The following is a 14,190-nucleotide window of genomic DNA, read 5'->3' on the forward strand; positions in this document are numbered from 1 at the left end:
GTTCGACTCGGTATCTCAGGTCGGTGTAACTCGAACAATCCACTCGGTCACCCCAGCTCTCTCCCCCAGGGGGCGAGGGGGAAGGGAGCCGATCTTCATGCTGTTCGAAACCTGAGTTCGACTCGGTATCTCAGGTCGGTGTAACTCGAACAATCCACTCGGTCAGTCCCCTCTCCCCCTGGGAGAGGGTTAGGGTGAGGGGCTTTTGCAGTGGTCAACTAATTCCGGACACCTCGATAGGTGGTTTTGACGCCATCGCTCGCTCATAAACGGTCGGTGGCAGATATCCCAGTTTCGAGTGCAGCCGTTCGTTGTTGTAAAACCCAACGATGTATTCGGTGATGTCGCGGATCGCTTCAGCGTGGTTCGCGTAGTCACGTCGCCATACCCGCTCCATTTTCAAACTCAAAAAGAAGCGCTCCATCACTGCGTTGTCCCAGCAATTACCTTTACGGCTCATGCTCTGCTGCATGTCGTTTCTTGCCAGTAATTCTCTGTAAGCTGCACTCGCATATTGGCTACCCCGATCTGAGTGGGCAATCAAGCCTGGTGGCGGTTGACGTTGCGCGATAGCCAGTTGCATCGCAGTGCACACCAGCTCTGCCGGCATGTTCGGAGCCATCGACCAGCCCACTATCTTGCGTGAAAACAAGTCCAATACCACGGCCAGATACAACCAGCCACTGCGGGTGCGGATATAGGTGATGTCGGCTACCCAAGCCTTGTTTGGCGCCACTTGGTCAAAATTTCTGCTCAGTACATTCTCTGCAATCGGCAGGTCATGATTACTATCGGTTGTGTGTACAAACTTGCGCTTCCAGGCTGAACGCAGTCCGTTAGCCCGCATCAATCGACGGATTTTATACAGCCCGACAAGCATGCCTTTACCGCGCAAAGCGTCGCGCAAAGGGCGGCTGCCGTAGCAGCCTCCACTCTCGGCGAAAGACGCCTTGAGTTGCACAAGAACAGGACAACTCTGCCGAACAGGCGCATCAGCACGCTTCTGAGACTCATAGAAGCCTGAACGACTGATGCTCAGCAACCGACAGACATGTGCCACTGAGTAAGCCTTCTGTTGCAGCTGCCGAACCAGTCGATACCTTACTTCAGCTCGCGGGCAAAGAAGGCGGTAGCCTTTTTTAAGATGTCGTTGTCCACCTTGAGCTGACGATTTTCCTGTTCCAATTGCCGGATGCGCTGTTGCTCTGCCGTTAATGGCTTGCCGATTCCGGCCTGCCCCAGTTGCTCTGCCTCGTATTGCTGAACCCAGCGTCGAACGGCTGTCTCACCAATGTTCAGATCCTGGCAAACCTGTACAACGGTGAGTCCCTGATCCTTGATCATCTTCACGACTTGCAGCTTGAAGCTGTCGTCGAATGCCCTGCGTTTTTTAGTCATGAATAACTCCTCGATAGATGTATTTTCCACCTATCGGGGTGTCCGGGGAAATTAGACCACTGCAGCTTTTGATCTTCGCCCCAATAAGCGGAAATCCGCTCATCAAACTAAATCCTTCGGCGATATCCCGCTCACCCCAACCCGCTCGGCCCTCTAAACCGGCCCTCCCCCCGTTGGCACACCTCCTGCTATAGCCCTCGCAGGCTGCGTTCCAACGCGCTCCACAAAAACAATTAAACGAAGGATCCTTCAATGGATAACTCCAACGCCCTGCCACTTGGGTCGGCTGCCGTGCCGGCCAAAGAAAGAACCACCGCCAGCCGGATCAAATCGATCTTCAGCGGTTCCGTCGGCAACATGGTCGAGTGGTACGACTGGTATGTGTATGCCGCCTTCTCCCTGTACTTCGCGAAAACCTTTTTCCCTGCCGGTTCCACCACCGCCCAACTGATGAACACCGCTGCGATCTTCGCCGTCGGCTTTCTGATGCGTCCGATCGGTGGCTGGCTGATGGGCATGTACGCCGACAAGGTCGGACGTAAAAAAGCCCTGATGGCCTCGGTCTACCTGATGTGCTTCGGCTCGCTGCTGATCGCCCTCAGCCCGAACTACGAAACCATCGGCATCGGCGCGCCGATCCTGCTGGTGTTCGCGCGACTGCTGCAAGGCCTGTCGGTCGGTGGCGAATACGGCACCTCGGCGACCTATCTCTCGGAGATGGCGACCAAGGAACGTCGCGGCTTCTTCTCCAGCTTCCAGTACGTGACCCTGATCTCCGGCCAGCTCATCGCGCTGGGCGTACTGATCGTGCTGCAGAACGTGCTGACCACTGAACAGCTGTACGCGTGGGGCTGGCGTATTCCGTTCGCCATCGGCGCGCTGTGTGCAGTCGTGGCGCTGTACCTGCGTCGTGGCATGGAAGAAACCGAGTCGTTCACCAAGAAAGAAAAGTCCAAGGAAAGCGCCATGCGCACCTTGATGCGCCACCCCAAAGAGCTGCTGACCGTGGTCGGCCTGACCATGGGCGGCACCTTGGCGTTCTACACCTACACCACTTACATGCAGAAATACCTGGTGAACACGGTCGGCATGAGCATCTCCGACTCGACCACCATTTCTGCCGCCACGCTGTTCCTGTTCATGTGCCTGCAACCGATCATTGGTGGCCTCTCGGACAAGATCGGCCGTCGCCCGATCCTGATCGCTTTCGGCGTGCTGGGGACGATCTTCACCGTGCCGATCCTGATGACCCTGCACACCATTCAAACCTGGTGGGGCGCGTTCTTCCTGATCATGGCGGCGCTGATCATCGTCAGCGGCTACACCTCGATCAACGCGGTGGTCAAAGCTGAATTGTTCCCGACTGAAATCCGCGCCCTGGGCGTCGGCCTACCGTACGCACTGACCGTATCGATCTTCGGCGGCACCGCCGAATACATCGCGCTGTGGTTCAAGAGCATCGGCATGGAAACCGGTTACTACTGGTACGTGACCGCGTGCATCGCAGTGTCGTTGCTGGTGTACATCACCATGAAGGACACCCAGAAACATTCGCGAATCGTGACTGACTGATCGGGTTTTCACAGCCACTGCAACGGTGACTGTGATGGACTCTTCGCGAGCAGGCTCGCTCCCACATTTGGAATGCATTTTTCCTGTGGGAGCGAGCCTGCTCGCGAAAGGAGTCACCGCGTTATCCAGACCTGCATGAAAAATTCCTCACACACGCCGCAACGCGATTAATCGCTAATTAATGCTGCCCGCTCATTCTGCAATCACCTGATCGATGACCTGCGCGACGCTCGCTCCGACGACGAAAGCGAATTCAATGCGCCGCCCTTAATATCAAGTTAATCGATTGTTTTTAGCATTATTTTGCGCTTTTTAATCAATTTAGTTGGCGTAGCATTAAACCCATGCAAGACACATCGCCAACGAATCTGGAGTAACCGACATGAAAACCAAACTGATCCTCGCCCTGACCCTGTCCTTACTGGCCGCCAACACTTTCGCTGCCGACGGCTCGGACAAAACCAAATCTGCCGCCTTCATCAGCGGCGCCAGCGCGGCCATTGAAACCAGCCACTCGGGTACTTACGCCGCTGACGGTTTTGATAAAACCAACATTGGTAAAGCTGTGGCTGCCGATGGTTTCGACAAGACCAATCTGGGTAAAACGGTTGCTGCTGACGGCTTCGACAAAACCGGCACCGCCGCTGCCATCAGCTAAGTATCAGCAGTCCTCTCACAGCCCGGCCTTGGCCGGGCTTAGTCATTTCTGGGGCATGATAATTTCCTCAAATACACAAATCCCCTGTAGGAGCTGCCGAAGGCTGCGATCTTTTGATCTTGATCTTTAAAAGCAAAATCAAAAGATCGCAGCCTTCGGCAGCTCCTACACGGGGTTTTGCGTCTGGCTGGAAATATGCCGGGCGTCCTTGCACTATGGCTGCATCCGAAACGCAGCCTCAGGAACTCACCCTCCATGCCCGATGACATCCACTTCTACGAACCCGCCAACGGCCACGGTCTGCCCCACGATCCGTTCAACGCCATCGTCGGTCCAAGGCCTATCGGCTGGATTTCTTCACAGGATGCCAACGGCCGGTTGAACCTGGCGCCGTACAGTTTCTTCAACGCCTTCAACTACATTCCGCCGATCATCGGTTTTTCCAGCGTCGGGCGCAAAGACAGCCTGAACAACATCGAGCAGACCGGCGAGTTCGTCTGGAACCTCGCCACCCGCCCGCTGGCCGAACAGATGAATCAGAGCTGCGCGATGGTCGCGCCTGAGGTCAACGAGTTTGAGTTGGCGGGATTGACGACCGTCGCGTCAAAGGTGATTTCGGTGCCACGGGTGGCCGAAAGTCCGGTGTCCTTCGAGTGCAAGGTCACGCAGATCATTCAATTGCAGCGCGCTGATGGCGAGACGGTGCCGAGCTGGCTGATCCTCGGCGAAGTGGTCGCCGTGCACATCGCCAAGTGGCTGTTGAAGGATGGCATCTACGACACCGCCGCGGCAGAACCGATTCTGCGCGGCGGCGGGCCGGCGGACTACTTCCAGCTGGGGCCTGAGGCCCTGTTCAAGATGTGGCGTCCGGGCGCAAACAAGTAACGCGTTACCAGATCAAGTCGGCGTCTTCAGTGACGCCCTTGAGGTTATCCAGCTCATTGATGGCTGCTTCATCGGCAGCAATCGCGCCGGGGAAGACTTGATCATTCAGCAGTTTGTGAAAGCGTGGTGCGCCGCCATCGACCAGGGCCTTGACCGCGATTGCCGCGTGATAGCCCTTGTTGCCGCCCAACTCGACGGGGACGACTGCGGAAACTGCTTCGAAGTGCTCGAACTCTTTACGTGCCATGTCACACATCCCGGCTCAGACAAATTAAGCCGGACATTAAACCCTCAACCGACGAGTTTGTGTACCGGCGCCGGGCATTGGCCGAGGGCTTGCGCCGCCGACACGTCCTTGAAAGTGTGGAAGTCGAGGCTGTTGACCACCAGTTCCTGCACCAGCTCGGCGAAGATTTCCATCGATGGGCTGTTGAAATAGTTGGTCATCATTTGCTGACTGCTCCAGAACCCGGAGACCAGCCACAACTCCGGATCACACTGCGAATGCTGCAAGGCAAAGCTCAGGCAACCGGGGGCGGCGCGGGACGGATCGATCAACGCGCTCAGGCGTACACCGAGTTCCGCCGAACGCCCGGCGCGCGCTCGAACGAAGGCCATATGACTGACGGGAATCTGCTTGGACATGTTCAACCCTCCCAGGGAGTCGCGTGGCAGCCGGGGGACGGGCTGCGACAGGTTCAAAGGTTAAGGGCCGCACGCCGGCCGCCGTTAGTCGATTCCTGCCGCCGCGTTGCACAATCCTGCGAGACTGCATCCAGAAGCTGTAACAACCTGTAAAACGGCGTCACACGGTTGTCATACGCGTTTTGTGTAGGAGCTGCCGAAGGCTGCGATCTTTTGGTTTTGCTTTAAAGATCAACAGATCGCAGCCTTCGGCAGCTCCTACAGGGTTGAATCGCGACAGGCGCGAAAACAGCTCCGGGCAGAATCAGGCAAGCATTTCGCAGGATGTGTCTACCGCTGGCGCTTGCACAAACATATGCTCTGCTCCATTCCACCTCCCCTGCCGAGGATGCCGTGCATGACGTCATTCGATCGTTTTCAAGCCGAACCCAGCGCTGACATGGAAAAACAGCGTGCGGAACTGGCGGCGATCATCCGCCGCAACACCACCGACGATGGCAGCTACGAGACCGCCATCGGCTCGCTGTTCATGTCGCGCCACACAAAATCCCACGACTTTGCCCCGGTGCTCGCGCAACCGGCGCTGTGCATCATGGCGCAGGGCCGCAAAGAGGTGCGCCTGGCCGACGAGTTCTTCAACTACGACCCGCTGAATTATCTGGTGGTGTCGGTTTCGATGCCGCTGAGCGGGCGCGTGGTCAATGTCTCGCCGGAGGAACCGATCCTCGCTGTGCGCCTGGATATCGACCCGACAGAAATCACCGCGCTGATCGCTGACGCCGGCCCCATGGGCGTACCGACCCGGCCGACCGGGCGTGGTTTGTATGTCGAGCAGATCGACAGTTCGATGCTCGATGCCGTGCTGCGTCTGGCACGTTTGCTCGATGCGCCGAAAGACATCGCCATGCTCGCACCGCTGATTCGCAGAGAGATTCTTTATCGCCTGCTGCGCAGTCCGCAGGGGCATCGCTTGTATGAAATCGCGATTGCCAACAGTCAGAGCCATCGCATCAGCCAGGCGATCAAATGGCTTAACGGCAACTTCGAGCAGCCGTTGCGCATTGATGATCTGGCCAAGGAAGTGAACCTCAGCGTCTCGACCTTGCATCACCGTTTCAAGGCGATGACGGCGATGAGCCCGCTGCAGTATCAGAAGCAATTGCGCCTGCAAGAGGCGCGGCGCCTGATGCTGGCCGAGGGGCTGGAGGCTTCGGCGGCGGGGTATCGGGTGGGGTATGAAAGTCCGTCGCAGTTCAGCCGCGAGTACAGCCGGCTGTTTGGTGCGCCGCCGTTAAGGGATTTGGCGCGGTTGCGGCTTTCGGTGTGACCGTTTAGAAGCCCCTCACCCTAGCCCTCCCGAAACGTCGGACCGCCCAAAGGGAGAGGGGACTGAATGGGGAATATTGGAGAGGTTCACCGACCTGAAAGTGCTTTGCCGAATCCATAATCAACTGGATTTTTCAAGTCGATGAATAGCGCTTGCTTTGCCGAATCCATAATCGAATCGATATCTCAGGTCGATGGATAACGCCAGACACCTCGGTTGGCTCCCTCTCCCTCCGGGCGGTCCGACGTTTCGGGAGGGCTGGGGTGAGGGGCGATTCGGAGTCAGAACTCGCTCTACGCCCCCAACACCCGACAAGCCTCCACCGGCAACGTCACCGACACCGGATGGCCAATCCCCAATCCGATTCCCTGACACGGCGTGCTCAACGCCGTAAACGTCACCCCGGAACACTCCACCGTGGTCTCGATGGTCGCGCCGATATCGCGCACAAACGTCACCTTGCCGAGCAATCGATTGCCCGCCGTCGCTTGCGGCGCAGACAGTTGCAGGTCTTCCGGACGAATCAGCATCTTCACTTTCTGCCCCACGACAATGCTGCTGCAGATCGGCACTTGCAGCGCATCACCGCCGGGCAGGCTGACCTTGCCATCACCCAATGCGGTAGCCGGGAAAATATTGCCCGAGCCGATGAAGTCAGCGACAAACTCGTTGGCCGGATGCCGGTAGATTTCGATCGGCGTGCCGACCTGCTGCACCTTGTGCTCGCCCAGCACCACGACGATATCCGCCATGGTCATCGCTTCGCGCTGATCGTGGGTGACCATGATTGTGGTGATGTTCAGGCGCTGTTGCAGTTGGCGGATTTCCACCTGCATCGATTCGCGCAGCTTGGCGTCGAGCGCCGACAGCGGCTCATCGAGCAGGAGGATTTTCGGGTGCGAGGCAATCGCCCGGGCAATCGCCACGCGCTGCCGCTGACCGCCGGAAAGTTTCGCCACCGGGCGATCGATCATCGCCTGCAACTGGATCAGCTCCAGCAACTCGACAACGCGTTTGTGCCGATCAGCCTTGCTGACGCCGCGCAGTTTCAACGGGTAGGCGATGTTCTCGCCGACGGTCATGTGCGGAAACAGCGCCAGCGACTGGAACACCATGCCGAAGTTACGCAGGTGCGCCGGGGTCTGGCCGATGTCCTCGCCGTCCAGGCGAATCTCGCCGCCAGTGAGGGTTTCCAGCCCGGCGATCATCCGCAACAGGGTGGTTTTACCGCAGCCGGAAGGGCCGAGGAAACACACCAGTTTGCCTTCCGGCAAATGCAGGTTGACGTCTTGTACCGCGCACGCCGAGCCGTAGAATTTCTCGACGTTTTCCAGAATCAGACCAGTCATGTTGCACCTCAAATCAAAAGGAAACGCCGCCCTCGCCCACCAGCTTCTCCAGCGCCCAGATCAGGACGAAGTCGATCAGCACGATCAGCACGGCAAACGAGAACACGGTAGGGTCGAGCGATGACACGGTGCGGCTGTACATCCAGATCGGCACGGTCATGACGTCGATGGTGTAGAGGAAATAGGTCACGGTGAACTCGTTGAACGAGACGATGAACGCCAGCAGCATGCCCGCCAGAATCCCCGACTTCATCAACGGCACCACCACATCGACAATCGCGCGCAATGGCGAGGCGCCGAGCATCCGCGCCGCTTCCTCGACTTCGCTGCCGATGGAAAGCATCGCCGCCGTGCAGTTTTTCACCACAAACGGCAAGGCCAGAATCACGTGGGCGATCACCAATCGCGAGGTGGTCATGTGGAACGGCAGGCTGTCGAACACCAGTAGCAAGGCCAGACCCAACACCACCATCGGAAACACCAGCGGCAGCGACATCAGTTGCAGCGCCACGGCTTTGCCACGGAACTCGCAACGGGTCAGCGCGTAAGCCGCGGGCACGGCGATCAGCGTGGCGAAGATCATCGTCAGGCACGACACCAGCAGACTGGTGGCCATCGCCTGACCGAGGCTCAGCACATCGCTGGCGTCCGGCGAAACGAAGGTGTGCCAGGCCGCTTTGTACCATTGCAGGCTGTAGCTGCTCGGCGGGAAGTCGAGGTTCGACGCACCGCTGAACGACATGACGATCATGGTCAGGATCGGCAACACCGCCAGCAGCAGAATGAAGCCGGAGAGGATGCCGGCGAACTTGCCGGTTTCGCCGGGCAGCAGCGCCATGCGCTTCTTGGTCAGGGCACTCATTGCGAAGCCTCCAGCAGACGCCGACGACGGCCAGTGATGTATTCGGACAAGGTCATGATCGCCAGCGTGGTGACAATCAGTACGACACCGGCAGCGGACGCGGCAGGCCAGTTCATCAGCGGCGCGATCTGGTCATGCACCATCACCGCCAGCATCGGCACGCGACGACCGCCGAGCAGCAACGGCACGACGAAGCTGCTGGCGTTGTAAGCGAACACCAGCGTTGCGCCAGTGATGATCCCGGGCAAACTCATCGGTAACACCACTTGGCGGAACACCTGAAAACGGCTGGCGCCGAGGGTCGCGGCGGCTTCCTCATAAGTGCGGGCGACGCCGCGCATGGCACTGGCGATCGGCAGCACGGCGAGCGGAAACGCGGTTTGCACCAGCCCCATCAATACGCCGTTCTGGTTGTACAGCAACATGATCGGCCGCTTGATCAGGCCGAGCCCCATCAGCGCCTGATTGAGCATGCCGGCCGGGCCGAGAATCACCAGCCAGCCATAGCTTTGCAGCAGCAGATTGACCAGCAACGGCAGCAGTACCGCCGCGAGGAAAATCCGTCGCAGAAACGGCGAGGTCAGCCGCGACATGGTGTACGCCACCGGGATCGCCAACACCACGGCAATCACCGCGCTGATCAACGCCAGACGCAAGGTCAGCAACAAGGATTTCAGGTAGTACGGTTCGAGCAACTGGGCGTAACTGGCCAGGCTGAAACCGCTCCACTCCGCGCCTTTGGTGCCGACGCTCATGCGCAGCACCAGCAGGCTGGCGGCGATCAGCACGCCGAGAAACAGCATCGACGGCGTGAGGAAAAGCCACGCCCGCGCAGTCGGTGAAACAGCGCGCGTCGGGCGCACGTCAGCGGCGCCGACCGCTTGGGTCAGGGATTGATGTTCCATAGCAATGATCTCGTCAATGGAAAGCCAAACAACACATCCCTGTAGGAGCTGCCGAAGGCTGCGATCTTTTGATCTTGCTGTTGATCCTCATCTGCTCAGAGAAGATCAAAGGCAAAAGATCGCAGCCTTCGGCAGCTCCTACAGGGGGAGTTCGGCGTCAGGAAGAAAAAATTTCCGTATAGCGACGAATCCATTGGTCATGCACGGTGGCCAGGAAGGCGTTGTCGTGCATGATCGCCTTCTCGGCAATCTGCTCCGGCGTGAGGATGAACGGGCTCTTGCGCGCTTCGGCGGAGATGATCGCCTTGGCGTTGACCGGGCCGTTGAAGATGTCTTCGGCCATCTTGCCCTGCACCAGCGGGTCGAGGGAGTGATCGATAAACGCGTAAGCCAGATCGGTGTCGCCCGGACGATTCTTCGGCATCACCGAAAGCATCAGGTCGGTGTAAAAACCTTCCTTCATGCCGAAGGTAGCACCGAGGCCGTAGTTCGGATCGCGGATCTGCTTGGGGAAAAATGCCGGCGCATAGAGGCCGCCCATGTCCAGCGATCCGGTGCGGAACAGTTCGGCGATCTGGTTCGGGTTTTCACCCAAAGTCACCACGCGATCCTTGAGTTCGGCGAGCTTCTTGAAGCCTGGTTCGATGTTGTGTTCGTCACCGCCGGCCAGTTTCGCGGCGATGATGATCAGGTCCATCGCTTCGGTCCAGTTCGGCGGCGGCAGGAAAATGTTCGGCGCCAGATCGGCATCCCACAACGCGGCGTAACTGCTTGGCGCGTCTTTTTGTGTGCGGGTGCTGTAGACCAGACTGTTGCACCACAACAGATAACCGATGCCGTGGCCATTGGCGCCGGTGCGGTATTGTTCCGGGACGTCGACCAGGTTGGGAATGCGGTTTAAATCAGGTTTTTCCAGCAGCCCGGCGGCGGCCAGACCCTCGGCACCGACACCGGCCAGGGTGATGATGTCGTACTGCGGACGGTCACCGCCGGCCTTGAGTTTGGCGACCATTTCCGAGGTGCTGCCAGTGCGGTCGGCGATGACCTTGGCACCGGTCTTGGCTTCGAACGTGGCGGCGATGTTACGCAGTGCGGCGAGGCCGGTGTCATCCGACCAGGTCAGCAAACGCAGGGTCTTGCCGGCAAAACGCGTGTCGCCGGCGCTCGCCCGGATGAAGGGCATGCTCAGGGCGGCCGCCGCCACCGAGGCGACGCCGACGGTTTTAATGAATTGACGCCTGTTCAGATCGTGCTCGCCCATGACGGACTCCCTTTGTTCTTTTAAGTATGAGGTTGGTCGCAACCGTTGCATCCGCGCGGCCGGATCCGCGCCAAGCCCCGTTTTACAAGGGCTTTAGCGCTGCCGACGGGTTCATCCTGAGGTCGTGCAAAACACCTGACTATCGATAAAAACTCATTGAAGCCATGACGCCGACGCATGCCTCGTTGCGAGGCATGCGCTCACCTTTTTCGGGCGTTCAGAGCGCCCGGATCACGTGTTTGATTTCCTGAAAAGCGGCCAGGCCCCATGGCCCCAACTCGCGGCCGATACTGCTCTGCTTGTAACCACCCCACGCCGTTTGCGGGAAGATCACTTGCGGTGCGTTGAGCCACACCAGCCCCGCCTGCAGGGCGTTGGCGACCCGCTCGGCGGTCTCGGCGTTTCGCGTCACCACACTGGCGACCAGGCCGAATTGGCTGTCGTTGGCCAAGGCAATTGCCTCGGCTTCGCTGCTGAAACGGCGCACGCACAGCACCGGGCCAAAAATCTCTTCGCACCACAGCGCACTGTCGAGGGGCACGTCGGTGAACACGGTTGGCTGCAAAAAATAGCCGCGCGGCAAATCTGCCGGACGATTGCCGCCGCAAAGCAGCTTCGCGCCAGCACTGAAACCACGGTCGATGTGACCAAGCACACGCTGGTATTGCGCCTGATTGACCAGTGCGCCCATCTCCACGTCCGGGTCGAACGGGTCGGCGACGCGAATTGCTTGCGCACGCTTGTGCAAACGTTCGAGGAATTCGTCTGCCAGCTCATCGGCGACCAATACGCGGCTGGTGGCCGAGCACATCTGTCCGGCATTGAAGAAACCGCCGCCGCAAGCCAGCCCGACCGCCAGTTCCAGATCAGCATCTTCGAGCACCAGCAGCGAAGATTTGCCGCCCAGCTCCAGACTCACGCCCTTCACCGTTTCAGCGGCGCGCTGCATCACCTGGACACCGACGGCGTTGCTACCGGTGAAGGAAATCTTGGCGATGCGCGGATCCGCCGACAGTGGTGCACCGACCGCCAGACCAGTACCGCAAACGACGTTGAACACGCCTGTGGGCAGGCCGGCTTCGGCGATGATCGCCGCCAGCTCCAGCTCTGGCAGCGGCGTGACTTCCGATGGCTTCAGCACCACGCAGCACCCGGCGGCCAGCGCCGGGGCGAGTTTCCACGCGGTGGTGACCATCGGGAAATTCCACGGCACGATCAGCCCGACCACACCGCACGGCTCGCGGCGCAGGCGGGCGCTGAAATCATCGCTGGGCAGCGGCACGTTGCTGTCCTGTCTGGCGTCGAGGCCTTCGGCGAGTTCGGCGTAGTACTCGAACGTGGCGATCACGTCATCGACGTCGATGGCCGCTTCGAACTGCGGTTTACCGTTGTTGCTCGACTGCAGGTTCATCAAGTGATCGCGACCGTTGCGCACGCCATTGGCGATGTTGCGCAGGATTGCGCCGCGCTCGGCACCGCTGGTTTGTGACCAATCCTTGAACGCGGCAGTGGCAGCGGCGACCGCTTGCTCGACCGCGTGCTCGTCACCGCCATTGACCGTGGTCAGCAACGCCTCGGTGGCCGGGTTGATCACGCGCAGATGTTCGCGGCCGGCCGACCATTGGCCGTTGATATAGAGGCCGTCGAGTGTGGTTGGGAAACTGATCATTGGGCCACCGCCTGCATCCACTGGTGCTGGTCGATTTCAATCACGGTCGGGCCTTGGCGATCGGTCGCCGCACGTAGCGCACTGCGCAGTTGTTCCACCGAGCTGATCGCTTCGGCAGCGCAACCGAGGGCCTTGGCCACACCGATAAAGTCCGGGGTGTAGATATCGACGCCAACCGGTTCGATGGCGCGGTTGACCATGTATTTCTTGATCTCTTCGTAGCCCTGGTTATTCCACAACAGGACAATCACCGGCGTGCGCGCTTCGACGGCGCTGGCCAGTTCCGGCAGGGTGAATTGCAAACCGCCGTCGCCGATCAGGCACACCACCGGTGGGCGCGCGCCGTTGTCGAGTTGGCCACCGAGCCATGCGCCAATCGCGGCCGGCAACGCATAGCCGAGGGTGCCGTAACCGGTCGACGAGTTGAACCAGCGGCGCGGACGCTCCGGATTGAACGTGAGATTGCCGGTGTACACCGGTTGCGTGGAGTCGCCGACGAACACCGCGTCGGGCAATTCATGCAGCACGGCTTCGAGGAAGCGGGTTTGCGCCAGGGTCGGGGCATCCCAGGTTGCGGCGAGATCTTCACGCAGACGCGCGGCGCGCACCTGGCCCCAATCGTTGCGGCGCTCAGCCAGCGCTTTGTGCGACAAGGCGCTGAGCAGCGCCTGCGCGGCATTGCGTGAATCGGCAACCAATGCCACGTGTGGCGGATAGTGACGCACGGTCTGGTCGGCATCGATATCAATGCGCAGCAGTTTGCCGGGAATCTCGAAACCACCGGCGAAGGTCACGTCGTAATCGGTTTCGGCCAGTTCGGTGCCGATCGCCAGCACCACATCGGCGTCGGCGACCAGCGCGCGGGTGGCGACCAGGCTTTGCGTCGAACCGATCAGCAGCGGATGCGTCGACGGCAACATGCCCTTGGCATTGATGGTCAGCGCCACCGGTGCATCGAGCAGTTCGGCCAGTTCGGTGAGTTCGGCAGCGGCATCGATCGCACCGCCACCGGCGAGGATCAAGGGACGCTGAGCGCCGGCGAGCAACTCGCTCATACGGCTCACGGCAGCGGGGGCAGCACCGGCGCGGTCGATGTTGACCGGAACGCTGGCGAGCAAGTCATCGGCCTCTTCTACCAGCACGTCCAGCGGGATTTCGATGTGCACCGGACGCGGACGGCCGGCCTGGAACAAGGCGAATGCGCGAGCGAGCACGCCCGGCAACTCCGACGCCGACATCAGCGTGTGGGAGAACGCCGCGACGCCAGCGACCAGTGCGCTCTGGTTCGGCAACTCATGCAGCTTGCCGCGCCCACCGCCCAACTGGTTGCGGCTCTGCACGCTGGAGATCACCAGCATCGGAATCGAATCGGCGTAAGCCTGGCCCATGGCGGTGGTGATGTTGGTCATGCCCGGGCCGGTAATGATGAAGCACACCCCCGGTTTACCGCTGGTGCGCGCATAACCGTCGGCCATGAAACCGGCGCCCTGCTCATGTCGTGGGGTGACATGGTTGATGCTCGAACGGGCCAGCCCGCGATACAACTCCACGGTGTGCACGCCGGGAATGCCGAACACCTGCTCGACCCCGTAATCTTCGAGTAACTTGACCAGTACTTCGCCACACGTCGCCATGTCATTGCCCTTTTGTCAGCTAAAA

General features: G+C 59.8%; 13 protein-coding genes. 4 read left to right on the top strand and 9 right to left on the bottom strand.

All coding sequences use genetic code 11. The features are described 5' to 3' along the window. Positions 1-214 precede the first annotated feature (214 nt). A protein-coding gene (locus tag ACZZ0A_RS19125; protein WP_463543596.1) for an IS3 family transposase occupies positions 215-1,398 on the bottom strand; the annotation gives its coding sequence in 2 pieces (ribosomal slippage) (positions 215-1,134 and positions 1,134-1,398; 1,185 coding nt in all). Positions 1,399-1,650: 252 nt separating this feature from the next. Here ACZZ0A_RS19125 and ACZZ0A_RS19130 point away from each other — a divergent pair. The 3 genes from ACZZ0A_RS19130 (at position 1,651) to ACZZ0A_RS19140 (ending at position 4,513) form a co-directional block, all read left to right on the top strand. Beyond that, complete coding sequence (locus ACZZ0A_RS19130; protein ID WP_007912608.1) at positions 1,651-2,970, top strand: MFS transporter; 1,320 nt, start codon at positions 1,651-1,653, stop codon at positions 2,968-2,970. Positions 2,971-3,352: 382 nt separating this feature from the next. Next, positions 3,353-3,628: a hypothetical protein gene (locus ACZZ0A_RS19135; protein WP_463543597.1), complete on the top strand. Its 276-nt coding sequence runs from the start codon at positions 3,353-3,355 to the stop codon at positions 3,626-3,628. Between the two features lie 255 nt (positions 3,629-3,883). Beyond that, positions 3,884-4,513 carry a flavin reductase family protein gene (locus tag ACZZ0A_RS19140; RefSeq protein ID WP_007912610.1) on the top strand — a complete coding sequence of 210 codons (630 nt, stop codon included), beginning with the start codon at positions 3,884-3,886 and terminating at the stop codon, positions 4,511-4,513. A gap of 4 nt (positions 4,514-4,517) precedes the next feature. Here ACZZ0A_RS19140 and ACZZ0A_RS19145 read toward each other — a convergent pair whose 3' ends face one another. Next, positions 4,518-4,760 carry a hypothetical protein gene (locus tag ACZZ0A_RS19145; protein WP_042704945.1) on the bottom strand — a complete coding sequence of 81 codons (243 nt, stop codon included), beginning with the start codon at positions 4,758-4,760 and terminating at the stop codon, positions 4,518-4,520. Positions 4,761-4,804: 44 nt separating this feature from the next. Further along, the gene (locus tag ACZZ0A_RS19150; protein WP_038366796.1) at positions 4,805-5,158 is read right to left on the bottom strand and encodes a putative quinol monooxygenase; all 354 of its coding nucleotides are present in this window, start codon (positions 5,156-5,158) and stop codon (positions 4,805-4,807) included. A gap of 397 nt (positions 5,159-5,555) precedes the next feature. Here ACZZ0A_RS19150 and ACZZ0A_RS19155 point away from each other — a divergent pair, with 397 nt between their 5' ends. Further along, positions 5,556-6,485, top strand: coding sequence for an AraC family transcriptional regulator (locus ACZZ0A_RS19155; protein WP_007912614.1), 930 nt, complete (start codon positions 5,556-5,558; stop codon positions 6,483-6,485). 293 nt (positions 6,486-6,778) lie between these two features. Here ACZZ0A_RS19155 and ACZZ0A_RS19160 read toward each other — a convergent pair whose 3' ends face one another. The 6 genes from ACZZ0A_RS19160 to ACZZ0A_RS19185 all read right to left on the bottom strand — a co-directional run bounded on the left by ACZZ0A_RS19160 (position 6,779) and on the right by ACZZ0A_RS19185 (position 14,165). Further along, a complete protein-coding gene (locus ACZZ0A_RS19160) occupies positions 6,779-7,834 on the bottom strand; it encodes an ABC transporter ATP-binding protein (RefSeq protein WP_007912616.1) in 1,056 nt (351 codons plus the stop codon). Between the two features lie 13 nt (positions 7,835-7,847). Then, positions 7,848-8,696: an ABC transporter permease gene (locus tag ACZZ0A_RS19165; protein WP_007912618.1), complete on the bottom strand. Its 849-nt coding sequence runs from the start codon at positions 8,694-8,696 to the stop codon at positions 7,848-7,850. Beyond that, positions 8,693-9,601, bottom strand: coding sequence for an ABC transporter permease (locus ACZZ0A_RS19170; RefSeq protein ID WP_007912621.1), 909 nt, complete (start codon positions 9,599-9,601; stop codon positions 8,693-8,695). The genes ACZZ0A_RS19165 and ACZZ0A_RS19170 overlap by 4 nt, the downstream gene beginning before the upstream one ends. 157 nt (positions 9,602-9,758) lie before the next feature. Beyond that, a complete protein-coding gene (locus tag ACZZ0A_RS19175) occupies positions 9,759-10,862 on the bottom strand; it encodes an ABC transporter substrate-binding protein (protein ID WP_463543598.1) in 1,104 nt (367 codons plus the stop codon). Positions 10,863-11,079: 217 nt separating this feature from the next. After that, a complete protein-coding gene (locus ACZZ0A_RS19180) occupies positions 11,080-12,528 on the bottom strand; it encodes an aldehyde dehydrogenase family protein (protein ID WP_463544105.1) in 1,449 nt (482 codons plus the stop codon). Then, the gene (locus tag ACZZ0A_RS19185; protein WP_463543599.1) at positions 12,528-14,165 is read right to left on the bottom strand and encodes a 5-guanidino-2-oxopentanoate decarboxylase; all 1,638 of its coding nucleotides are present in this window, start codon (positions 14,163-14,165) and stop codon (positions 12,528-12,530) included. Before ACZZ0A_RS19185 ends, ACZZ0A_RS19180 begins: the two co-directional genes overlap by 1 nt. Between the last annotated feature and the right edge of the window lie 25 nt (positions 14,166-14,190).

The organism is Pseudomonas sp. AC242 (assembly GCF_979258655.1).

Excerpts from the sequence above, each read along its gene's own strand:
- ACZZ0A_RS19130 (WP_007912608.1), top strand. The coding sequence starts at position 1,651 with ATGGATAACTCCAACGCCCTGCCACTTGGGTCGGCTGCCGTGCCGGCC.
- ACZZ0A_RS19135 (WP_463543597.1), top strand. The coding sequence starts at position 3,353 with ATGAAAACCAAACTGATCCTCGCCCTGACCCTGTCCTTACTGGCCGCC.
- ACZZ0A_RS19140 (WP_007912610.1), top strand. The coding sequence starts at position 3,884 with ATGCCCGATGACATCCACTTCTACGAACCCGCCAACGGCCACGGTCTG.
- ACZZ0A_RS19145 (WP_042704945.1), bottom strand. The coding sequence starts at position 4,760 with ATGGCACGTAAAGAGTTCGAGCACTTCGAAGCAGTTTCCGCAGTCGTC.
- ACZZ0A_RS19150 (WP_038366796.1), bottom strand. The coding sequence starts at position 5,158 with ATGTCCAAGCAGATTCCCGTCAGTCATATGGCCTTCGTTCGAGCGCGC.
- ACZZ0A_RS19155 (WP_007912614.1), top strand. The coding sequence starts at position 5,556 with ATGACGTCATTCGATCGTTTTCAAGCCGAACCCAGCGCTGACATGGAA.
- ACZZ0A_RS19160 (WP_007912616.1), bottom strand. The coding sequence starts at position 7,834 with ATGACTGGTCTGATTCTGGAAAACGTCGAGAAATTCTACGGCTCGGCG.
- ACZZ0A_RS19165 (WP_007912618.1), bottom strand. The coding sequence starts at position 8,696 with ATGAGTGCCCTGACCAAGAAGCGCATGGCGCTGCTGCCCGGCGAAACC.
- ACZZ0A_RS19170 (WP_007912621.1), bottom strand. The coding sequence starts at position 9,601 with ATGGAACATCAATCCCTGACCCAAGCGGTCGGCGCCGCTGACGTGCGC.
- ACZZ0A_RS19175 (WP_463543598.1), bottom strand. The coding sequence starts at position 10,862 with ATGGGCGAGCACGATCTGAACAGGCGTCAATTCATTAAAACCGTCGGC.
- ACZZ0A_RS19185 (WP_463543599.1), bottom strand. The coding sequence starts at position 14,165 with ATGGCGACGTGTGGCGAAGTACTGGTCAAGTTACTCGAAGATTACGGG.